Here is a 23,969-nt window from a genome sequence, read left to right as displayed (position 1 = left end):
TATTAGGAAGTAAAGTAAGTAACATAGAAAACACTAATATTTTAACAATTACGTTTTTCATTAATCGATCTCCTCTTTCAATCTATCATTATTAATCCAGAACCATATTCAGAATCATATCCTTTTTCACCTAGATCTTTAGTTTTATCATTTAAATAAGATTTAATATTCTGACTATTGAAAATTATATCTTTTTGTGCTAATAGGACTGCTACAGTACCCGTAACATACGCAGTAGCAAAAGAGGTACCACTATAATATGAATAGTCACCTTTATTATCAGTAGTTAAGATATTTATTCCGGGAGCTGCATAATCTATTTTCCCTTTTGCAGATACACCAGATCGTTTTAAATTTTCTTTTATTGCTGAAACAGATATTACATTTTCATATTTAGCTGGATAATCAACTGATAATCCTAATGTATTTCCTGAAGCTGCAACAATTATGATTCCCTTGTCTAATGCTTCATCTATAGCTTCTTTTAATTTCGGATTATCTGATTGTACACCGAAACTAATATTCATTATTTGCACATTTTCTTGAATGCACCATTGTATACCTTTAATTAATGTATCAATATCTGCTAAACCTTTGTCATCGAGAACTTTAACGTCATAAATCTCTGCATTAGGGGATATTCCAGTGAGACCTAAATCATCATCATGGGCGGCTATGATTCCAGCAACTGCAGTCCCATGTCCATAATTATCAACATTTTCGTTTCCTGGATTAATAGCATTATAATCTTTTACAATTTTTCCTTTTAAATCTTGATGATTTTTATTAATCCCACTATCCAATATTGCTACTTTGACTTTAGGTAATGACTTATAGTCATTAATCTTAGTCTCATCAGAATATATTGCTTTAAATCCCCAATTCTTTTGTTTAGTAATCTTTGCTTCGTCGCTCTTCTCTTTTTTAGATGCGGGTTTGCTGTTTGAGCTAAAACAAGAACATAAAAAAAAGAGACAAATTATACTGATGGAACAAACTTTTTTTATAAACATCACTCCTTTATCTTGTATGTCCCAAAATATTTTTTCTCCTAAAATGAAAGGGCATACATTTTGTAGTAAAGTTAAAGTTCTTATGACCCTTTAAATACTAAGGTCAATAGAAATTAATAACAAGCCTATTATTCTCCTTCTTTTTTTTGTATAATCAATATGAATAATCGGAATATTACACCTCGTTTAATATCGTTTAATTTAAATATAAAGTTTTTAATTATTTGTAAATGTACTATTTTCATATAGTCTTTAACATCAGAATTAATGAGAAATTTGCAACTATATATTATGCAACCTTTATTTTCCGACCATTTATGATGTGCTAAAAACCGAGTTTAATTTAACCTATTCCCCGAAAGAATTCTCCTTCCTCAAGGAACGCGAAATGAGTAAGTGGGAGATACAATGGCTTCGGACATGTGATGAAATAAAGCCATTTTAGTTGTCCGCCATACATGGAGTACCGGCCCATTCCCATCAACCTAAGAAAACAAATGTGGGATACTTCAAAATATTAGCTTGATGCACATGGATCAGCACCCTAATAGGCTTGGATTAAAATCATAACAACCAGCTAAAAAAAGATTGCTGTAATAGAAGTTATGCATATAATCAAAAAAGGACAAACTATCCCAGATGAATAGTTTGTCCAAAACCAGAATCTCTTTGGTTTAAAACTATATAATTTAGTTCCGCTAGGAATCTTTCATTCTCATTTCATATCCTATCATTTTTGCATCAGAACTAACTACAGTAAATTAGAATAATGACTTAATACTTGCTAGAACAGTAAGTATCCCTATAACAATTACAAATACATTACTCATTTTCCCTCTGTATTTTGCTAGTACTGGTACTTTACGAATCGCATACATCGGTAATAGACATAAGATAGCAGCGACTAACGGACCGCTAAGAGCATCAATGATTCCAAGAATACTTGGATTTGTATAAGCGACATACCAGCATGTTAGTACAACAAAAGTAAGAATCATTGTCTTAACTGTTTTTTCTCCTATATCTTTCCCACGTTTTTTACCAGACTTGATAATCATGTCACGCATTACCTCATACGCTCCTATATAATGGCCAAGGAAAGACTTTGTAATAGCCACAAACGCAATGATAGGAGCTGCAATCGTGATTACTGGCGAATTAAGCTCATTAGCAAGATATGATAGGATTGACAAGTTCTGTTCTTTTGCTACCTTAAGATCATCTGGAGTCAAACTTAAAGTACTGCTCCAAACAAAAAACATAACAACAGCGAATGTCATAATATAACAAACTTTTTGTATTTGAGCACACTTGGCATCAGTAGCGTCTATTCCATACGTAGCTCTCTGTTTCATAACAAATGACGAAATCATAGGAGAATGATTAAACGAGAATACTATGATTGGTAGTATCATCCAAATCGTTCCAAAATACCCTGTTCCAGTTGAAGCAGTAGAAACACTTGAAAAACTTAACATTGAAGTATTCCATTGTGGAATTAAAGATATTGCAATAAAAAGTAGAGAAGCAATGAAAGGATATACTAGCATGCTCATTATCTTTACAGTAATATCCTGACCAAAATTTAGTATAGTGATAAGACCGAGTACTAATACAAGTGATAAAATAGCCCTTGGAGGCTCCGGCATGTGCAATTGGTGTACAATAAAACTACTTGCCGTATTTGTAAGTGCGACCGAGTACATCAGCACGATCGTATAAATGGAGACGAAATATACGATGTTAAAAATGATACTTGCTTTATTTCCGAAATATTCTCTTATTGTACCTGTAATCCCCTCATCGGCAGAATTCGAAGCGTAAATCATTTTAGCAAGCGCCCTATGTGAGTAGTACATAACTGGATATGCAAGTATAGTAATTAACAGCAATGATAATAAACCACCTGAACCTGCATTAATCGGTAAAAAGAGTACCCCTGCTCCAATTGCTGTTCCAAAAAGGCTCAATGCCCAGGTAGTATCCTGTTTATGCCATTTTTTAGGGTCTAGGTATTTTTCATTTTTTACTGCCGTATTATCAGCTTGAAATTCTATGTTTTTTGCAGTATTCCCATTCATATATTAATTCCTCCTTGTTTCCTATTCTTACGTCTTTATTTAAGGTATAGGAATATAGATCGTTCTTTTTGTTTATAAAGTGCGCCACATCGTATATCCTTCTTTTAAGTTGATCAGACTCAAAAAATTAACGAAGCATCAACCTGACGAGTTTGTTACCACTTACAAAATGTTTCAATTATATAGTAGGATATTTTATTGATAATTCCCCCAATATCCAGAAATCCTTAAGCGAACAATAGAGAATAGATTGTTAACCTTTTCACAATATAGACATTAACTGTTCATTGATTTGATTGTTTCTCCCCAAATATTTTATTTTTAATGGCAATCCCTGTAGGTGTAGCCGCAATTCCACCTAAACCTGTCTCTCTTAATTCGCGAGGAATCTGTCTTCCAACTCTATACATCGCTTCAATAACTTCGTCAGCATTGATGATATTGTTTACGCCGGCTAATGCGATGTCCGCTGCTGCTAAAGCATTTGTCGCTCCAATGGCGTTTCTCTTTACACAAGGAATTTCTACCAAACCAGCGACCGGATCACAAACTAAACCGAGTAAATTTTGTAATGCAATCGAAAAAGCTTCAGAAGATTGCTGTGGCGTTCCACCTGCAGCTTCTACCGCAGCTGCAGCCGCCATTGCTGAGGCACTGCCTACTTCAGCTTGACATCCTCCATACGCTCCTGAAATACAAGCGTTGTTTGCTACTATCGTTCCAAATAACGCTGATGTGAATAGAAAATGTATCATATCTTCATGACTTAACTGCAACGTATCCTTAATACTAAATAGGACTCCCGGAATCGTCCCACTCGCACCCGCTGTTGGAGTTGCACAAATAGCTCCTAATGCAGCATTTACTTCATTAACACCGATAGCACTTTGAATCCCTAACACCATCAAATCTCCAGAAAGAGTTTTCCTATTTTCTCGATAGTTTTTAATTTTAACTGCATCACCTCCGGTTAAACCGGTTGGAGAAAATACACCGTCGCCCTCGATACTTTTATTTATAGCATTTTGCATAGTCGCTAAATTTTGTTCCATTTTACTCCAAACTTCTTCATAAGAAGTTTTAGTTTGTTCGATTTCCTGTTCAATTGCTAATTCATAAATTGTCTTTTGACTTTTATTAGCTGCATCCACAATTTCTTTTATGGCCATATACATATTTTTTCTCTCCTTAATGTAACTAAAGAATAATAAGATTAGCTATATTGCTTAAATTCCCTAACTCCTTCTGAGCATTACCAGGCAATAGCGAATCCAAAGCGAATGCATATAAATATTTTGTTTTATCTTTCAAACTATGAAAGTTGTTAATTTCAACATCATATTGTTTAAAGATCCTGCGTAAGACAAATTCAAAGTCAGCTCTTTCTGAAATTGCAATAACAACTGGCAATGGCCCCTGCAGTTCTAAGCTAAATCCGTCAATTTCAACATGTTTGACTTCGATCAATCCACCACCGACTGAAATACCCATCGTTCTAATACTTCGACTGTCATCCTCTACATATACATCTGCCGTATTTGGATGACCGGCAGGACTATCACCTGATTTTTCAATAAAAGTAATGTCAATCCCTTTAGATTCTGCTATTTTAATAGCATCTGGCACTTTGCTGTCGTCGGCAGCAAAGCCTAATATACCAGCAATTATTGCAAAATCAGTTCCGTGACCTTTATGGGTTTCAGCAAATGATTCATAATACGTTACCACAACTTTTTTTGGAAGACCTTGAAATAATTTATTAGCAACTGTTCCAATAGACAAAGCACCTGCAGTATGTGAACTTGAAGGACCTATCATTATGGGCCCAATCACATCAAAACAACTTTTGTATTTAACAACCTTTTTTTCTTTAATAGATGCTACATTTATGTTCATATAAGCACCCCCATGGTTTATTATTTTTAATTGCTGTTGAATCTAAGTTATTAGCATAATCAATTCAAAATAAGACCCTTTTTGATAGCGCTTTCTTTCTTGAGTTGAATAAACTTTCCTTTTGTTCCACAACCCTCCATATAGTAATCATATCAGTATGTAAAATTTTAGAAACTTACTGGCAAGTTCTTTAGAATTTTCGAACCAAAACGAGGTTTGATATTTTCGCTAAAGGTCATATATTATCTCTCGACGCCCTCATTATAACTTGTATATTTATGAGTTCAATCTTTTTTTATTTTTAGAAAGATTGAATAGGCAGAATTTTGAATGGGTAATAAATTTCACTTAGTATGTAGCAATTATGTTCTTTGTTTGAAGCTGTATTAGTTAATAGCAAAGTAAAAATAACACAGAATTACTTTCATTAACACATTGATTATATTGAAAAATCATTATAAAGATACTTATATTGTCCTATGTTGGAACATCTTATTTTGGACGTTAAAGCTGTTGTAATAAATGATTATTGAAGATGGAAAGTAATAAGTTAATAAAATATAAAACCATTTTGTTTAATAATAAAATATCACGAATTTATATGCATTATTCAGAAAAAAAGAACTTTTCTTGATGAATCCTAAAGTACTAATTTATAACTATCCACTACTATAAAATAGGATGTTAACTCTTCTATATAGGTTATATATTATTTATCCCAAACCCCTAATGAAATTGGATATTTAGAAGTGTTATCTTCATAAATAGAAATTTCACTTGCTGTTTTAATAGTTGAATAGATCATTACAATTCAACTACCTTATATATTATTCCCTCATTTATTAATTCTCTCCCCACCTATCGATTTGAGGTAAAATAAGGGGATTATATATAAATAATATCATCATCAACGTGCAATTTATAAAAGCAATAAAAAAAAACAAATTCAAAACACCTTTCTTTAATGGTGAATGAAAGGTGTTTTGAATTTTAAAATATCATATATTATTTAGAATGATATACTAGCGAAAGAGATGCACTTACTTCTTCTGTGCCGGCAGATATCTCTTCTGTTAATGCAGAAACTTCTTGAATTTGACTTATTATTTTATCTAAATCTCTCATAATAGATGAGAATGTTAGATCCACTTTGTAGGCCGCTTCTTTTCCTTCTTCTACCGCAACTACTGCAAACGGTTCGCAAGGTTATTAAGTGCGAGTCGTTCAAACTTAGTGAGTTACCTCTTTTAAAATAGTAGAAATACTATCCTCTAACATTTCCAATCCTTTACTTAATCCTTCTAAGTCTATTGTTAAAGAAGGTAACAACTTAATAACTTCATCATTAGGTCCAGATGTTTCAATAATTAGACCATTTTCAAATGCAAATGAGCAAATCTTTTTAGCTATTCCAAAAGTATTACACGCTATGCCCTGCATAAAGCCTCTCCCTCGTACTTCTCCTTGAAGTTGGGGGTATTTCAAACAAATCTCATTAAGAAAGCTAGTGATTTTTTCACTTTTCCATTTTAAAGCATTAATAAACTCTATATCTTTCCAATAACTCAATGCTTCTGTAGCTGCTAAAAATGCTAGATTATTCCCTCGAAACGTTCCATTATGTTCTCCTGGTTCCCACTTATCATATTCCGGTTTAATTAGTGTAATAGCCATCGGAAGGCCAATGCCACTTATAGATTTTGACAAACAAATTATGTCTGGTTTAATGCTCGCAGGTTCAAAGCTAAAAAATGTCCCCGTACGTCCGCACCCTGCTTGAATATCATCGACAATCAATAATATATTATATTTTTTACACAGTCTGTCAATTCCCTTTAACCATTGGGAACTAGCCGTATTTAAACCACCCTCACCTTGAACTGTTTCTAGAATAATTGCAGCAGGTAAATCCACTCCACTTCCACTATCGCCTAATACTTTTTCTAAATAGGATAAAGAATTAAGGGAATCTAAATAATTTTCATACGGCATGATAATACTATTATTTAGTGGTACTCCAGCACCCCTTCTCTTAAAATGATTACTCGTTATCGAAAGTGATCCTAAACTCATTCCATGAAAAGCATTTGAAAAACTTATGATATTTGTTCGTCCAGTCACTTTTCGAGCAATTTTCAGTGCACTTTCAACAGAATTTGTACCTGTTGGACCAGGAAACATAATTTTATAGTTTAAATCACGTGGTTCCAAAATAATTTTGTTAAAGTGCTTTAAAAAATTCACTTTAGCACTTGTTCCCATATCAAGACTATGAATAATACCATCTTCTAAAAGATAATCTATTAATACCTGTTTCATTTTATCATCATTATGTCCATAATTAAGAGCACCAGCACCTGAGAAAAAGTCAATATACTCTTTTCCATCTACATCCCATAATTTATATCCTTTAGACTTAGTGAAGATCGTTGGAAAGCTTCTGCTATAACTTCGAACTTGGGATTCTAGTTCATTAAATATATCCATTTTTGAACTAACTACCATAAAAGAGCACCTCCTAATTTTTCGTTTTTACTATACTCACAAAGAATAATGAAAAGTTATATAATTGCTATTGTAAATTTATACCGAATGCATATCTTTATAGCGATGAGCTGCTATTGCTGCTTGACCAAGAGAGATTCCCCCATCATTGGTAGGTACTTGTTTGTGCATGTAAACCTCGAATTTACAAGCCTTAAGTGACTTATAGGTTTCTACAAGTAAAAACTTATTTAAAAATACTCCCCCACTAAGAACTAGTTTATTAATCTCTGTTTCTTGACGAATTTGTTTACAGGTTTCTGTAATCATTTGAACCATTGTATAATGAAAACGATAGCTCAATTCACCCTTGGTATACTTATCTTTAAGTATCAAAGATACCAACTCTTTAAACATAGGTTTTATATCGATTTTTCTAATTCCATTCGAAGCAACTATTTCATATGATAATAAAGGATTGGAAGAATTATTGATATCAATCGCTTGCTCCAACTCAATAGCAGCCTGTCCTTCATATTGGACTGTTTCACGGACACCCAATAGTGCTGAAACAGCATCGAAAAGCCTTCCCATACTTGAAGTAAGAGGAGAATTAATTCCTTTTTGAATCATTTTTATAAGTACATCTAGTTCAAAACTATTTCGCTCTGAAATTATCTTTATTGGTAATTCTTTGACTTGTTCACCATATATTTGCGTCAATATTCCTAAAGCAATTCTATACGGTTCTTTAACAGCTTTATCACCGCCTGGCAGCTGAAAGTAATCGATATATGCCGCTCTTTGATAATTAAGAAAATCACCGATTAAAAACTCTCCACCCCAAATATTCCCATCATCACCATAACCCGTACCATCTAAAATAACTCCTAAAACAGGACCATCTAATTGATTATCAACCATACAAGAAGCCATGTGGGCATGATGATGCTGAACCTGTACAACTGGTAAAACTTTTTGATCAAATGCATATTTTGTACTATAAAAATCAGGATGAAGATCACTTGCAATTACAGAAGGACTAATTTCAAAGATTTTTTGTAAGTGAGCTATAGTATTTTTAAACGATTCATAAATTTTATAGTTTTTTAAATCACCAATATGATGACTAATAAAAGCTTTTTCGTCTTTAGTTAGGCAAATCGTATTCTTTAATTCTGCTCCTAAAGCAAGTACATTAGTTGATCCTTCTTTAAAATCAATTGGGTTTGGTACATAACCTCTAGCGCGACGAATTATTTGTAGTTTTATTACTTCATCATCTAAATCAATCCCCCTAACAATAGAGTCATCTACTCTAGTGAATATCTCCCTATTGTGTACTAAATAATAATCTGCAATTCCCTTTAGCTGCTCAATTGCATCTCCATCTTTATATACAATAGGTTCATCAGAAACATTGGCGCTCGTAGCTATTAATGCAATAAAATTCCCTCTTAATATAAGATGATGAAGTGGTGTATAGGCTAACATTACCCCATAATTATTATTATTTGGTGCAACATCTAAAGAAATAAACTCATTATCCTTTTTGTTCAATAACACAATTGGTCGTTCTTTAGAAACTAATAAAGTTTCTTCATTTTTTGTTATTTCAGCAAAATTTTTCACATCATCTAATTGAGATGACATTAAAGCAAAAGGTTTTTCATCCCGTTTTTTTCTTTTTCTTAATTCTTTTACAGCTTCATGATTCATTGGATCTACAACTAAGTGGTATCCACCTAACCCTTTAATAGCTAGGATTTTCCCCTTTTTCAACAAATCAATTGTTTTTTCTATTGGATTATCAGTGGAGACATTTGTACCATCTGTTGTTTTCAATTGAACTTGTGGTCCACATTTCCAGCAAGCATTTGGTTGGGCATGGAATCTCCGATCCAATATGTCTTTGTATTCTTTATCACACTCTTTGCACATAGGAAATTTGGCCATTGTAGTATATGGTCTATCATAAGGAATATCTTTTATTATTGAATATCTAGGTCCACAATTTGTACAATTAATAAATGGATAACGAAACCTTCTATTCGTTGGATCAAATAATTCGTCTAAACATTCATTACATACATAAGTATCAGGAGATATTAAAGTTTGCCTACTACTATGTTTTTGGCTACTCAAAATATCAAAAGAGCTATAACGATTGTTGGATTCTTGTTCCTCTATTAATTTAACCTCTTGCACATAAGCCAATTCTGGGGAATTAAATTCAATATCATGAATAAAATGCGTAATATTATTTTGTTCCCCTTCTACTTCTATAAGCACTCCATTTGAATCATTTAACACCCATCCGTTTAGATGATACTTTTTTGCTATCCTATATACGAAAGGTCTAAAACCAACACCTTGCACAATGCCTTTAACTTGATACTTTTTTATAAACATATTTATTACTTTTTTCATAAATTGTCTCCTAACATAATCGAGGTAATTCTGCCCCATATAATAACTCAATGAGTTTCAATTCACCTGATTTTGCTTCCATGAGCACTTGTCTTTCTTTTGTTTGATTAACTTTACCAATTACCGCAGCTTCTTTACCATATTTAGTATTTTTTAATACCCTCACGACTTCCTCACTTACCTCTGGAGACACAAACATACAAACATTGCCCTCATTAGCTAGATACATTGGATTAACACCTAACATGTCGGCAGCCATAATAGTTTCTGCTAACATAGGAATATCTCTTTCTTGTATTTTTATTCCAGTATTAATTGTTTCTGAGACTTCATTTAAAACTGTACCTAGCCCGCCTCTTGTAATATCTCGCATACAATGTATAGAATCACCAAAAAGATTTTTCAACTCTGATATCATATGATTTAATGGTGCACAATCACTATTTATTCTCTGTTCAAACCCTAATCCTTCTCTGATAGAAAGGATATGTATACTATGGTTTCCTAGTTGTCCTGTTATAATGATATCGTCACCTTCTTGAATAGAGTTTACCGAAAACGGTGATACATCTCCTTCAAAAACTCCTATTCCAGTTGTATTAATAAAGATTTTGTCTACTTCACCTTTTTTAACAACTTTTGTATCACCAGCAACAATATACACTCCAGCTTCTTTCGCGGTCTCTCTTATAGAATCTAATATTTCTTCCAAATCTTTAATTGGAAAACCCTCTTCTAGTACTAATGCCAATGATAGATAAAGTGGTTTTGCACCACTAACCGCTAAATCATTAACCGTTCCACAAACTGCTACTTTACCTATATTCCCTTCACCAAAAAAGATAGGATCAATAACAAAAGAGTCTGTTGTCATCGCCAATCTTCTACTACTTACCTCAAGAATGGCACTATCCTCCATTTTTCCAAGGTGAACATCTTCTAGTTTTGCAGTAATAATTGAACTAATTAAATCCTGACTCAATAGTCCTCCTGTTCCATGGTCTAAAATTATATTTTCTAAATCTTTAGTTAATTTCATTTATTAAAACTCCTTTTCATTTTTATTTTTGAAAAATAATATCACTTGCTACATAGAACAAGTGATATTACAACGTATTTACTTACGGAATTGCAACTCCATCAAAAGAAATATCTTCATTTTTAGAAATTGAATTGCAGATTTCCTCGATACTCATAATCTTTGCACAATATGAACCTAACCATTTTAAAGCTCGTTCCTTATCTTCAGCCTTTGCTGAAACAACTGCATCTTCTGGTACGATTACATTATAACCACGGAAAAATCCATCCGCTGCAGTTGTTTGGACACAAATTTGAGTTTGCATACCCGTAATAATAATTGTATCTACTCCTAATTTTTTTAAGGTTTCATCAAGATTTGTCTCAAAAAAGCCACTATCCTTATTTTTCTCCATAATAATATCTTTTTCATGAAGAAACTCAGGTAAGATTTCTGCACCTTTAGATCCCTTTGTGACTGGTAAAAAATCACCATATCGTTCAGCTTTCGGATCATCTTCTAAGTTAATTAACTGCAGGTGAATAATAGAAACATCATTTTCTCTCATAGTATCTAAGAAAGACACCATTTTAGGCGTAAACGCCTCCACAGCTGCAATTCTATCCTCATTTTTATTAACCAAATCGTACTGTAAATCATTTGTGAGCACTGCATATTTCATAATAATCCTACCTCCAATTAACTAAGAATTTAATTTTTCTAAAATACAATGTTCATTATTCCACCAGTAGTAAGAATATGTCAAATATTATTTTTTATCTAAATTTTCTAAATAATTTTCTGAAAATTAATACCTAATAGGACTCTATTTCCTATTAGGTATTAATTTAACGCTTTTTATTTTGAATAATCACTCATATGTAATTAAAGTTTTTCACTCTCTGTAAAAAATGATTTATGTTCTACTGGAGAAGAAAGCACTATTAAGGTTGTAGGCTTTCCATACTCTAAGCACAAATTAATATAGTCTTCGAGTGTATGTACAGATTCCGTGACTACCTTTGTTAGATAACTATACATACCGGCAATCCGGTGACATTCAACCACATCTGAATGTTCCATTGCAAACTTTTTATATTTATTGCAATCCCTTGGTTCCATCAAAACAAACGCAGTAATATGTTTTTTTAATTCTTTCGGATTAACAATCGTGCGATAACTTATAATTACCTCTTGTTCTTCTAGTCTTCTAACTCGCTCTGTAACAGAAGGAGAACTCAAACCTACCAGTTTTCCTATTTCAACCATACTTAAACGTGCATTTTCCTGAAGATGAGAAAGAATCTTTAAATCTGTATCATCCATTGCTTGGCCTCCCCTTGATTAATTAAGAAAACATTTAATAATTCTTAAATTCTTTAAGAAAATTATAATTAATACATAAATTATAGCATGTTATCTTTTTTTTAAACTTTATATAATTAATATCAATTAACGAAAGAGAGGCTGAGAATCTTGACACAACAATCATTGAAACGTTCAATTACTTGGGTACAGGGGACCGCATTAACCATCGGAGCTGTGTTAGGTTGTGGAATCCTTATTTTACCTTCAATTACTGCAAATAGCGCTGGACCAGCTTCAATTTTATCTTGGGTTATCATGTCTATATTAGCTTTTCCTATTGTAGCGACTCTAGCGCGTCTTGCTAAAATGATTCCCAGTGCTGGAGGAATTACAGCTTATGTTCAAATGGCATTTAATGCAAATACAAGTGCCATCCTAGGCTGGATTATGTTAGGTTCTATTCCTATTGGAGTACCTATTATTGCTTTAACAGGTGCCCATTATATTGGATATGTTTTTCCAATAAGCAATCTTAGTGTTATAGGAATTGCAGCATTAATTTTAATTACCTCTTTACTCTTACATATAAAAGGGATCGAGCTATCATCAAAAGTTAGTGTGTTTGTAATTTGTATTATTTCACTTTTAATAGTTGTCGCTGTTATCGTTTCTATACCATATGTAAAATTAAGTTCTTTTACACCATTTGTACCAAACGGGTGGTCTTCTGTTGGCGCTTCTTCTGTAATTATCTTTTTCTCATTTGTAGGGTGGGAAATGATAACCCCATTAGCTGAAGAATTTAAAAGGCCCGCTAAGGATATTTCGATTAGTTTATTTTTAGGAGCAATTTGTATCTCCATTATGTACATTGCAATATCTTTTGTAACAATAGGGACCCACTCATATGGTGATAAGGATCAGATAGCTTCCCTTAGTATTCTAATATCAAAAGGATTAGGACCGATAGGTACATATATAACAACTATTTTAGCAATTTTCATTTCGTTTAGTGCTGTACATGCTAACATTGCAGGTTTTTCAAGAATGATTTACGCTCAAGCTAGAGAAGGACATTTCCCTTCCTTCTTTGCTAAGTTACACTCTCAATTTCAAACTCCAACTAGGGTATTACTAGTTCTAGGAGGCATTTTTAGTTGTATTTTAATTTTTTATGGTATGGCACGACCAAATTTAGAAATGCTTCTTAAAGGTCCTAGTGTAATATTTATTACTTCATATATTTTTACAATGCTAGCTGCTCTTAAATTATTAAAAGTGCGTGATATAGGTTGGTGGATGGCCTTCCTATCTCTAATTATATGTATTATTGTATACTCATTTAGTGGTTGGGCTATTTTCTATCCAGTTATCTTATCAGTTATTGGTTGGATTTATATAGTTATGAATAAGAAGTATAGTACTATAACCAATCATTCAATAAATACATCAAATGAAAATTAGGTTCTACTCCTATAAACTAATACCACAACTTATATACTGTTATTAACACTATCCAAGTTGGAAGAAGTACAGTTTCAGCTGACTTATAACTAGGTCAAAGTAATTTAATAAAATATGAATGATTAATAGAATTTATTTTTCAACTTTCAAATAACAACCCTTTTTTATAACGTATCTCTGCAAAGAAATGTTATAAAAAAGGGTGATTGATTATGTGCAGACCCTCTTTCACCTTACTTCACATATACATAAGCTTCATTTGCAATTACAAAGTAGGTTTTATCCTTATTGTTGTGTATTTTAACAGTATAAATATAGGTTCTCGTGCAGCTTTTTTAAACTATAATAAACTCCGAAAAACCAACTAAGGAGCATAATAGATAAGATATGTTAAAGAAAAGTAGTTTGAAAAAGATAATATGTCTGAAATTCTAAAGGAACGTGGTATTCCAATTTATCCAACAATCATTATGCACTAAGTTCGTAAATATGAAAATTTTATCCGTTATTTTTGAAAAACAACAAAGCAAAAATACCTTTTTATCTTTATACTCAACATATTCTTTCCCCTCCACTACCGCTACCACTGCAAATTCATCATTTAAAACCAATGAACCCACATGTTTGCATTAACCACTCCACCTATAGTGATATATTTTATGCTACCTAGCCTTATCTCCCCTTCATAACTTCTTTTTCAAGTTGATTCCTACATGTAAACATCGCAATAATCTTTGTGCGATTTTTTTCATCAGGCTCAAATTGTTCGATGGTCACGTCACAACGAATGGTTACTATTAATTGGTGACTTTCTATTAAATGAAAATCGCCTCTTATAGAGCGCAGTTTTACTTATATTCATTCTTATGCAAATTCTGAAGCATATTCTTCGTATGTCTTTAATGTATTAAGCAATCGAGCTGATTCAATCATGATTTCGTTCGATGAATCAGTTACACAAATGACAATAAATCGATTATCATTTCTGTCTCCAAACAATCCTTCTAATTCAAGTTCCATTAACACATTTAACGTTTCTTTCAACAGTGTATGTACTCGTATGTTAAAGTCATCTTCGACGATATTATGATATTTCTTAATAATTTTGTTCACTTCATCAAACATTCCAAAATCGTCCCATTCGCTCCACTCAATAGCTCCGTATCTATAATAATTGTATAAAGGGTCCGATTTATTAACTTTGATTAGTCTTTCTTCATTAGCCACTGGTCCAATGCTATTGACACAATCGTTTGTTAATATGGAGTACCCATATATTGTGTCAACACCGCATCTTGTTAAAAGTTCGTTATAATGACAACGAATTGCATTTTTCAATTCAACATAAAAACTTTTTTGCAGCTGTATTTTCATCGTATTTGCTCCGTTTTTTTGTAGCGACCTGTTGTTACATATTTCAATCTTAACATTAAAATCAACATTAAACGTTTACTGAGCCAAAATAAGAAAAACCGAAACTAAAAATCATTTCGGTTTTCCAAACTAAAGAAGTCTATTTACTTTAACGAATGTACAAACAACCCACTGCGTAGCTTCGGTTCAAACCACGTTGATTTTGGCGGCATAACTTCTCCGGCGTCTGCGATTGCTAATAAAGATTCCATTGATGTCGGATATAGTGAGAACGCCGCTTTATACTCGCCGTTATTTACAAGACGTTCTAGTTCTTCTAATCCGCGGATTCCTCCGACAAAATCAATGCGTGAATCAGATCGCGGATCATGTATTTCAAGTACTTGGCTTAATAAATGATCTTGCAGAATAGATACATCTAAACCTTTCACAAGATCATTCGCATCAAACGTTTCCTCTTTCACTGTGAGCTTATACCACTTCTCGTTTACATACATGCCAAATGTTTTTGGTTCATTTGGTTTATACGGAGAAATAGATGCTTCTTCTACATAGAAGTATTGCTTGATTTGCTTTAAAAGCTGTTCTTCTGATAAACCATTTAAGTCTTTCACAACTCGGTTATAATCCCAAATAGATAATTCATCATGAGGGAATAAAACTGATAGGAAGAAATTAAACTCTTCTTCTCCTGTATAATTCGGATATTGTTCTCTTCGCATGAGCCCTACTTTTGCGGCTGACGCGGAGCGGTGGTGTCCGTCTGCAATGTACAAGTTAGGGATATCTTCAAATAAGTTTACTAAACTTGTAATTACTTCTTCATCAGCTATTTTCCAAGCAACATGCCTAACGCCGTCTTCTGCTGTAAATATATAGATTGGTGCATGTTCTTCTTTCCAGCTTGCGATGAAACGTTTCACTTCTTCTTTTGTACGATACGTTAAAAAGATAGGACCTGTATTTGCGTCACACACATCTACGTGACGAATACGATCTAGTTCTTTTTCATGACGCGTTCTTTCATGTTTTTTAATTGTATCATCTTCATACTCATCAATAGACGTACAAACGACAAGGCCTGACTGCGTTCTTCCTTGCATCGTCAGTTCATAAATGTATAGTGCTGGCTCTTCGTCTTGTATGAACACTTCTTCTCGTATAAAACGATTTAAATTTTCACCCGCTTTTTCATATACGCGATCATCGTACGGTGAAAGCGCTGGGTCTAAATCAATTTCTGCTTTATCAACGTGTAAGAAAGAAAATGGATTTCCTTTTACAACTTCTCTTGCCTCTTCACTATTTAAAACATCATACGGTAAAGCCGCAACTTGTGCTGCTTTTTCTTCTACTGGACGAATGGCCCGAAACGGTCGGATTTTTGCCAATTCCCTCTCTCCTTTACACAATCATTCGAACGGCTACAACACCTGTAATTTTGCTTATATTTTCCACAATGTTCTCTTTTATTATATCATCAATTCCGTTATCAATATCAATCATTGTGTACGCCCAAGAATGTTTACTACGATTAATCATATCGGCAATATTAATATGATGTTCTGCTAAACATCCTGTAATTTGTCCTACCATGTTCGGAACGTTTTGATGCATGATTGTAATACGTTTCTTTCCGATATACGGCAATTCTACGTTTGGATAGTTGACTGAATTACGAATATTTCCTGTCTCTAAATATTCACGTAATTGACGCGCTGCCATGATCGCACAATTTTCTTCTGATTCAGATGTAGATGCACCAAGGTGTGGCGTCGCAGTTACATTTTTCATCTTTATTACATTTTCATTCGGAAAGTCCGTTACGTAATGTGCAATAACATCTTCTTCTAACGCTTTTTGAAGAACCTTTTCATCTACAAGTTCTCCTCTAGAAAAATTGAATAAACGCATTCCTTTTTTCATTTTCTCTATAGCGTGTTCACCAATAATCCCCTTCGTTTGATTCGTAAGAGGAATATGAAGGGTAATATAATCACACGTTGCAAAAATTTCATCTAAACTAAATGCTCTTTGCACATGTGTAGAAAGGCGCCATGCTGTTTCAACTGAAATGTAAGGATCGTATCCGACAACATCCATCCCTAAAGCTAACGCATCGTTCGCAACTAAAGCACCGATTGCGCCAAGGCCGATAACCCCTAGACGTTTCCCTGCAATTTCAGATCCAACAAATTGTTTCTTTCCAGATTCAACAAGCTGCGGTACTTCTTCCCCTTCTAAATTTTTCGTCCAGCTTACTCCGTTAATAATGTTACGTGAAGACATAATAAGACTTGCGATAATGAGTTCCTTTACTGCATTAGCATTCGCTCCTGGTGTATTAAATACTACAATCCCTTTTTCTGTACATCGCTCGACAGGAATATTATTTACACCTGCACCAGCTCTTGCAATTGCCTTTAAGTCTTTTGAAAAATCTTCTTGATGTAAAGAATAACTGCGAAGTAAAATGCCGTCTGGGTGGTCCATTCTCTCCCCTACTTCATAGCGCTCTCCGCTAAGCACTTGCAAACCTTTTTCTGCAATTTGATTTAACGTTTGAACACGAAACATATCCCCATCTCCCTATCTATTCTCAAGCTCAAATTCCTTCATATAATTTACTAATTGCTGTACGCCTTCTGCTGGCATCGCATTATAAATACTAGCGCGCATACCACCGACTGATCGATGCCCTTTTAGCGTAACAAGGCCGCGCTCTTTCGCTTTTTGTAAAAACTCATTGTTCAGCTCTTCTGACGGCGTTGTAAACGGAATGTTCATAAGTGATCGATACGTAGGATCAACTGGTGAAGTAAACAATTTTGATTCATCTAAGAAATTATAAAGAAGTGAAGATTTCATTTTATTTTGTTCTTCAATCGCAGATACCCCGCCTTGCTCTTTCAGCCACTCTAGTACAAGTTTCGTTACGTAAATACTAAAGGACGGCGGTGTATTATATAAGGAGTTATTTTTACTGTAAGTTTCATAGTTTAACATCGTAGGACAAGAGCAATCTGCTCCCCCAATTAAATCTCTTTTTATAATTGCAATCGTTAAGCCTGCTGGCCCTAAATTCTTTTGCGCTCCCGCATATATAAGACCAAACTTCGAAACATCATATCGTTCTGATAAAATATTTGAGGACATATCCGCAACGAGCGGTACTTTATCTACATGTGGAATGTCCACATACTTCGTTCCCTCAATTGTATTGTTCGTTGTAATATGTACATAATCTAGTTTTTCATCGCCTAGTAAACCATCCAGTTTAGGAATTGTAGTAAACTTCTCATTTTCAGAAGAAGCAATCACTTGCACTTCTCCTACTTTTTCAGCTTCTTGCATCGCCTTTTTAGACCATGAGCCAGTCAATATATATCCTGCTTTTTTATACGTATTCATTACATTCAACGGTATCATAGAAAATTGTAATGACGCACCGCCTTGTAAAAACAATACTTCATACTCATCAGGAATGTTCATTAATTCACGAAGCAAGCTACTCGCTTCCTCTATAATACTTTGAAAATAAGAAGATCGATGACTCATTTCCATAATAGACATGCCTGTCCCGTTATAATTTACAAGCTCCTTTTGCACTTTCTCTAAAACTGGCAAAGGGAGTATAGATGGTCCTGCTGAAAAATTATACACTCTTTCCATCACCCAGATGACCTCCCTATTTCTCATTTTAATATTTTTTAAACTTTCTGAATTATAACCTACAATACAAGACACGGTCAATTTCTTTTCTAGTATTACGGCGCAAGAAGCAATGGAATCGCTTGCAAGTACCAATATATTTTTTATAAAGTGAACAAAAAACACAACAACATTCAAAACGTATACTGCTCTCCTTTCAAATTTGATAAGTTCTTCTCTTATTTATTTTACTTTTTACACATAAAAAAGAGCGAATCTACATTCGCTCTTTCCCACATATTTACGGTCCAAAGCTTATCATCCAACCTAACATATATCCAAATACAGTAAAAAGTAGCATAAAAACAAATAAACTACATGCCCACAATGCATATTTTCGACTTTTTCTTTTTGTGATCATGCCTACGACTGAACATAACAATCCAACTCCAACTATTTCCCGAAAACCTTCGCCTATAAATGTTTCTTGACTAAGCAATGTAATGTTCAAATACAATAACGCTAGAAAGGCAATCATTAATGAAATAGTCCCCATCCATGTTTCCTGTTTATAACTATGATTCTTTCTTTTTTTTAAGAATGCCAATTCCATAATCTCGCTTCACCTACTTTCAAGTTTCTAACTTTTTCATGACTCATCAATTTTTCAACTTCACCTTTAGGGCCAGTTACAACTGCCCCGTATATTTTTATCCCATTTTTTTCAAGAAAAGAAATACGCTTTGACAACTCTAATGTTTTCGCTCTAGATAGCTTCACCGCTAAATTTTCATGCTTCTGTAATGACTTTAGCACACCAATAAATTGTTCCTCATGAGGTGAATCACTTACAAAAGGACCACCTATACTTGAAATCATATCTGCTGGAAAACCAATCGGAGCAACATACATACCCTCATCATTCTTTTGCTTCTCCTCTAATCCTGTATTAACGGCATACCAGACGATATCAATAGTAGGAAACATATTCGTTACCTCTTGTACACTTAATAATTCTCTAAAAGATACAAATGCTTCTACAACAGATTCTTGCGGAAGACCTTTTAATACCTGCGCTTCATCGCTACTATTATAAGACGTATTATAATTATTAGGATGAGACAACACCTCATTATCTATATATGGGACTTCTGGAATTTTTTCATCTGTTGTATATTCGCGGCTTACTTTCGCCACTTTACTTAATAAATAATATGTTTTCTCTTCGCCTATTCGAATATCTTTCTTTCCTACCCTTTTATACAAATCAAAATTCAATTGTAAACTAAGCGGTAACAATGTTTGCTCCATGTCTCTTTCTTTCATAAATACATTTGGTTCCGTTACACTTATCGTTTGTTGTACTACATTCCGCATCTCCATTGCGTTTGTAGGTGCAAATACATAGTATAAGAGCGTAGATATATATATAATAGGTTGAATCAGTAATAAAAAAGTAAATACAATCAAAACGTTCGTAATACGCGCTCTTTTTTTTCCTATTTTCAACACTTGCTCCTGTTTTCCATCAGGAAGAGATGCAGGCCTTTGATGAAGAGCTTCTTGCAACAAGTCTTGATAATCTTCTTGTTCAGAATGAGGTTTATCATTTGTCATTTTGACTCTTTTCCTCCTTTAACAATTGTTTTAATTTCTTTCTCCCGCGAAATATGTGACTTTTATACGTGTTTAACTTTAAATCTAATACAGAAGCACCCTCTTCGTACGTTAATTGATGTACATCACATAATAAAACAGCTTGTGCCTCTACCACAGGTAAAGTATGAATAATCTGAATTAATTTTCCATAACTATTTTTTGCGACTACATACTCTTCTGTAGATTCAACTGCTTGTATTGTCTCTAATTCCTCCGTTCCTACAAAAGACACTTTTCTCTCTTTCCTAACAAAATCAATAAACGTATGATACGCCACTTTAAAAAGCCATGATTTTACCTTTTGGTTTTCATAGTCTTCTAGATAAAGATACGCCCGATAAAAAGTCTCCTGCATCAAGTCCTCCGCTACATGATGGCTACGAGAAAGGGAAAATAAATACCTGTACACATCGTTTATATAAACCTTATATATTTCTTCAATTTCCATCCCCCTCCTCCTTTCATATATAACACGAATAAGCGCGTTAAAAAGTTGCATTATTTTTCCTTTTTATTTATAAAAAAGAAATAACATTTGAATAACTATTTACAATTATAAACAAAATACAAGATGTTATAACTATAAATTCCCAAAAAACTCCACATGTAGTATGTATGGAGATTATTTACAAATTGTAGGTAGGGAATATTTGATGCTTACTTTATAAACACACAAAAAAAGTGCTAAGTACATAATCGTACTTAACACTCTAGTAATAAAAGAATAATAGCTAATTGTTCGTAAAGAACCGATCAAAAATTTGATAAATAGCCGAAAGACCAATGAGCCAATAAATAGTGTCCACAAGCGCCGGCATAGAACCAAACCATTTCTCAACTACATTGTAATCTAACGCTACAAATAACCAATTCAAACCGCCAAGAATCACCAAAATTACTGTAAGGTAAGACAAAAATTTCATGATGATTGCCCCCTAGGTGATAAGATGGTGAAAGGCCTTTCACTAGAAATATATGTAGTGAACCTCAAAACTTGCCTATTTTATAAAAATTATTTTCGGTACCAGTCATTAATAACTGCTGCCGTTTCTTGACTATGTATTTGATATGCATGCGTACTATTATGAGAACCAATAAACCAAATTGAAAAACCTTTAAAATACGGTTTCGGTTCTAATACATCACGGTAAGCGCGCCATCCGTTTAATTGTATGTCTTTTGAAAATACATTAGAAACATCTGGATTCCACGGATTTTGTAAGCCCAATTCACGCGCTGGAACGTTAAATCCACCAAAGTAAACTGGCTTTCCTGTTGCTTTATGTAATTGTTCTAGTTGTTGAACGACATTTTGTCCACGATTATATACTGTAGTCGCAAATAAATTTTGTCTTACCTCTTCATACGATGGATTTCTTTTCCCTGAAACTTCAAACCAACTATCGATACTAACAATATCCACCTTTTTTAAATACGGACGATTGATTTTCTCTACAAACTTCGCTTCATAAGAAAGATCCCAGCTTGCTGTTAACCACCAATTCATTTGATACAAAACATTTCCTTTATACTGCTGGCGAACAAAATCAATCGTATCGCTCCAGTATCCTTCTGCATATTCCATATTTACAAAATTAGAAGCAATCTTAAGCCCATACACATTGTATTTACTTGTAATCGAGTTAAAGATGTCTTGCAAAATAACCGTTTTCCAATTCCAGAAGAAATCATTAATATTACTCGGATTCCATTCCGTTTCCCCAATATTTCCTTGCTGCATATATGGGAACGGTTCCACAATAACTTGAATATTACGCTTTGATAATTCTCGAATTAAAAGAATAGCCTGTTGCTTTTGCGCTTGATTAATTACCATGTTCGTAGAAGTCACGTTCGGAATATCTACTTGAATTGGTACATTTACTGTATTTAAATTTAAACGCTCTACATCAGCTAACACTTTTGCCACATTTCCAACTTCCCATACCGTTACATTTCCTGATTTGATTTTCCCAGATTGAACAGTATTTACATCGGCCTGTACATTTCCTTGAAAATAAAAAGAAAACAGCATAATAAACACTCCTAAAAAACTTATTAAACTCTTATTTTTCTTCACAACTTCCCCCCTATAATTTTTGGCATTCTTGCTTATTCTATACAATGTTTCACATATATTCCACAAGAATATTTAATGAAATTTCAACAATAAAAATGCTATTCACCCTTTATCCATATCTTATTCAGACTAACCTCCTAAAAATAGTAAGGTAGATAAAAAAGGAGCGTATTTCCGCTCCTTTTTTATCTTTTTACAATTGAAGTTATTTAATTTTTTCTGATACCCTAACCGAATCTATTTTTTCGTATAATTAAATTTTTATACTTAGAAATGTATCAAAAATTTTTTATCTATATTCGCTTTTTGTTTGTATTACTATTACATTTACTTCATTATTCGAGACATAATTATTGCAGTTATCAAGATAATAATAGCGGTTATCAAGCCAGATTCTCCAATCCAAATCTCAGTTTGATATCCTGTACTTGCACGTGCGAAAGTCCTTGAATAATGGCATTCCAAGTAGTATGGATGATAACCGAAGGCCAAACGCTACCTGTGATAAGTCGTAAATAAGCCGTAATATAACTGAATGGTACAATACAAAAATAGATGCCAAGTACTGAAAAAACGACAGATGGTCCCTCTACATATAAACCAGCCATAACAATTGGAACATGCCACGTTGCCCAAATCAATCCACTAATAAGGATAGGCCGTGAAAACTCTGCATCAACGAGCCTTGTGAGCATATAACCTCGCCAACCCATTTCTTCTCCCAAAACTGGGATTAAGTTAAGCAAACTTCCGAAAATACCGCTCAATACTACTAGATAAATGAAACTGAATGGTGCCGTTACATACTGAAGCCCAAGTAAATTGTAGATCGGTTCTAACATACCACCTTCGGGATGCTGAAACCCTGCAATTCCGCTCAACCAGGCGATAGAATAAGTAATTCCACAAATAATCATAGGTATTAGCAGAGCAAGACCAATCCCCTTCCATATCTTTAAGTTACCGAGACTAAAAGATACATCTTTAAATCCTTCTTTCAGTATTATGCGAGTCAAAATAGAAGAAAATGCTGGAGTAAACATATATACCACAATAAGCGGCATACTTTTCGTAATTATTACTACTACATTTAGAATAATAGAAGTAATGATTAAGATACTCAAAAAGAGTTGAAGTCCTATTTTAGCACGTTGGATTTTATCTTTATTATGGAACGATTTTGCGTGTAATATCATTGTAATCCGCCCTTTCCCTTTCATTCACTTGTTTATCGAATGTACTTTTTTCATTTCAAAAGACACAACTTAGAATAAAAATATTTTGGTATACAGATCATTCATCGTTAAAATCCCTCCCAAACTTATAATCTAGTCTTACTTGCGACTCATCAATGGAATTATTATTTATAAGTTGTCATAGCCGGTAGTACAAAAGTGTAATGATTATTCTATGACTTGTGTCAATTAACCTTATGACAATATGTAACTAGAAAATATGATATGAGCTAGCTAACAATTGAATTAAGGCAATTGATTCGTGCAAGTACA

20 protein-coding genes and 2 pseudogenes are annotated in these 23,969 nt (G+C 33.5%); 1 reads left to right on the top strand and 21 read right to left on the bottom strand.

Annotated elements, in window-relative coordinates; genetic code table 11:
- Positions 1–77: 77 nt before the first annotated feature.
- The 10 genes from MR079_RS10265 to MR079_RS10220 form a co-directional block, all read right to left on the bottom strand.
- Positions 78–1,013, bottom strand: coding sequence for a S8 family peptidase (locus MR079_RS10265; protein ID WP_193387741.1), 936 nt, complete (start codon positions 1,011–1,013; stop codon positions 78–80).
- Positions 1,014–1,774: 761 nt separating this feature from the next.
- Complete coding sequence (locus tag MR079_RS10260; protein ID WP_048555381.1) at positions 1,775–3,094, bottom strand: aromatic amino acid transport family protein; 1,320 nt, start codon at positions 3,092–3,094, stop codon at positions 1,775–1,777.
- A gap of 284 nt (positions 3,095–3,378) precedes the next feature.
- Positions 3,379–4,269 carry an L-serine ammonia-lyase, iron-sulfur-dependent, subunit alpha gene (gene sdaAA / locus MR079_RS10255; RefSeq protein ID WP_000281785.1) on the bottom strand — a complete coding sequence of 297 codons (891 nt, stop codon included), beginning with the start codon at positions 4,267–4,269 and terminating at the stop codon, positions 3,379–3,381.
- Between the two features lie 22 nt (positions 4,270–4,291).
- Positions 4,292–4,990 (bottom strand): L-serine ammonia-lyase, iron-sulfur-dependent subunit beta, encoded by a 699-nt coding sequence (gene sdaAB, locus MR079_RS10250; RefSeq protein ID WP_001024894.1) that lies wholly within the window; start codon positions 4,988–4,990, stop codon positions 4,292–4,294.
- Positions 4,991–5,995: 1,005 nt separating this feature from the next.
- The gene (locus MR079_RS10245) at positions 5,996–6,139 is read right to left on the bottom strand and encodes a hypothetical protein (RefSeq protein WP_000366276.1); all 144 of its coding nucleotides are present in this window, start codon (positions 6,137–6,139) and stop codon (positions 5,996–5,998) included.
- An 81-nt stretch (positions 6,140–6,220) separates the two neighbouring features.
- On the bottom strand, positions 6,221–7,495 hold the full coding sequence (ectB, locus tag MR079_RS10240; protein ID WP_048555388.1) for a diaminobutyrate--2-oxoglutarate transaminase: 1,275 nt from the start codon (positions 7,493–7,495) through the stop codon (positions 6,221–6,223).
- A gap of 78 nt (positions 7,496–7,573) precedes the next feature.
- Entirely contained in the window at positions 7,574–9,904 is a 2,331-nt protein-coding gene (hypF, locus tag MR079_RS10235; RefSeq protein ID WP_242293970.1) for a carbamoyltransferase HypF, read from the bottom strand.
- Between the two features lie 10 nt (positions 9,905–9,914).
- Positions 9,915–10,943, bottom strand: a complete 1,029-nt coding sequence (gene hypE / locus MR079_RS10230; RefSeq protein ID WP_000778913.1) for a hydrogenase expression/formation protein HypE — start codon at positions 10,941–10,943, stop codon at positions 9,915–9,917.
- 82 nt (positions 10,944–11,025) lie between these two features.
- On the bottom strand, positions 11,026–11,607 hold the full coding sequence (locus MR079_RS10225) for a cysteine hydrolase family protein (protein ID WP_000872526.1): 582 nt from the start codon (positions 11,605–11,607) through the stop codon (positions 11,026–11,028).
- Between the two features lie 203 nt (positions 11,608–11,810).
- Positions 11,811–12,251: an Lrp/AsnC family transcriptional regulator gene (locus tag MR079_RS10220; protein ID WP_000342842.1), complete on the bottom strand. Its 441-nt coding sequence runs from the start codon at positions 12,249–12,251 to the stop codon at positions 11,811–11,813.
- Between the two features lie 150 nt (positions 12,252–12,401).
- Between MR079_RS10220 and MR079_RS10215 the strand changes: the two genes are divergently transcribed.
- The gene (locus MR079_RS10215; protein ID WP_000193978.1) at positions 12,402–13,697 is read left to right on the top strand and encodes an APC family permease; all 1,296 of its coding nucleotides are present in this window, start codon (positions 12,402–12,404) and stop codon (positions 13,695–13,697) included.
- A gap of 672 nt (positions 13,698–14,369) precedes the next feature.
- Here the strand turns inward: MR079_RS10215 and MR079_RS10210 are convergent.
- The 11 genes and pseudogenes from MR079_RS10210 to MR079_RS10160 form a co-directional block, all read right to left on the bottom strand.
- Positions 14,370–14,489: pseudogene (locus MR079_RS10210) on the bottom strand (enoyl-CoA hydratase); the annotation flags it as partial.
- A gap of 72 nt (positions 14,490–14,561) precedes the next feature.
- A complete protein-coding gene (locus MR079_RS10205) occupies positions 14,562–15,071 on the bottom strand; it encodes a DUF4303 domain-containing protein (RefSeq protein WP_139866105.1) in 510 nt (169 codons plus the stop codon).
- A 143-nt stretch (positions 15,072–15,214) separates the two neighbouring features.
- Positions 15,215–16,462 carry a DUF1015 domain-containing protein gene (locus tag MR079_RS10200; RefSeq protein ID WP_139866106.1) on the bottom strand — a complete coding sequence of 416 codons (1,248 nt, stop codon included), beginning with the start codon at positions 16,460–16,462 and terminating at the stop codon, positions 15,215–15,217.
- A 13-nt stretch (positions 16,463–16,475) separates the two neighbouring features.
- Positions 16,476–17,648: a 3-phosphoglycerate dehydrogenase family protein gene (locus MR079_RS10195; protein ID WP_139866107.1), complete on the bottom strand. Its 1,173-nt coding sequence runs from the start codon at positions 17,646–17,648 to the stop codon at positions 16,476–16,478.
- Between the two features lie 12 nt (positions 17,649–17,660).
- The gene (gene serC / locus MR079_RS10190; protein ID WP_242293969.1) at positions 17,661–18,743 is read right to left on the bottom strand and encodes a 3-phosphoserine/phosphohydroxythreonine transaminase; all 1,083 of its coding nucleotides are present in this window, start codon (positions 18,741–18,743) and stop codon (positions 17,661–17,663) included.
- Between the two features lie 280 nt (positions 18,744–19,023).
- Positions 19,024–19,335 (bottom strand): hypothetical protein, encoded by a 312-nt coding sequence (locus tag MR079_RS10185; protein ID WP_139866109.1) that lies wholly within the window; start codon positions 19,333–19,335, stop codon positions 19,024–19,026.
- Positions 19,317–20,339 carry an anti-sigma factor gene (locus MR079_RS10180; protein WP_139866110.1) on the bottom strand — a complete coding sequence of 341 codons (1,023 nt, stop codon included), beginning with the start codon at positions 20,337–20,339 and terminating at the stop codon, positions 19,317–19,319. Before MR079_RS10180 ends, MR079_RS10185 begins: the two co-directional genes overlap by 19 nt.
- Positions 20,329–20,829, bottom strand: a complete 501-nt coding sequence (locus MR079_RS10175) for a sigma-70 family RNA polymerase sigma factor (RefSeq protein ID WP_139866111.1) — start codon at positions 20,827–20,829, stop codon at positions 20,329–20,331. The genes MR079_RS10180 and MR079_RS10175 overlap by 11 nt, the downstream gene beginning before the upstream one ends.
- Positions 20,830–21,112: 283 nt before the next feature.
- A complete protein-coding gene (locus MR079_RS10170) occupies positions 21,113–21,304 on the bottom strand; it encodes a DUF378 domain-containing protein (RefSeq protein WP_062822221.1) in 192 nt (63 codons plus the stop codon).
- An 89-nt stretch (positions 21,305–21,393) separates the two neighbouring features.
- A complete protein-coding gene (locus MR079_RS10165) occupies positions 21,394–22,461 on the bottom strand; it encodes a glycoside hydrolase family 113 (RefSeq protein ID WP_242293968.1) in 1,068 nt (355 codons plus the stop codon).
- A gap of 327 nt (positions 22,462–22,788) precedes the next feature.
- Positions 22,789–23,657 (bottom strand): annotated as a pseudogene (locus MR079_RS10160) (CPBP family glutamic-type intramembrane protease).
- Positions 23,658–23,969 lie beyond the last annotated feature (312 nt).

The organism is Bacillus cereus group sp. BfR-BA-01381 (genome assembly GCF_022663555.1).
Taxonomy (GTDB): domain Bacteria; phylum Bacillota; class Bacilli; order Bacillales; family Bacillaceae_G; genus Bacillus_A; species Bacillus_A pacificus.
Note: the sequence above shows the minus strand (reverse complement) of the source record. Positions and strands in the feature narration are given on the sequence as shown.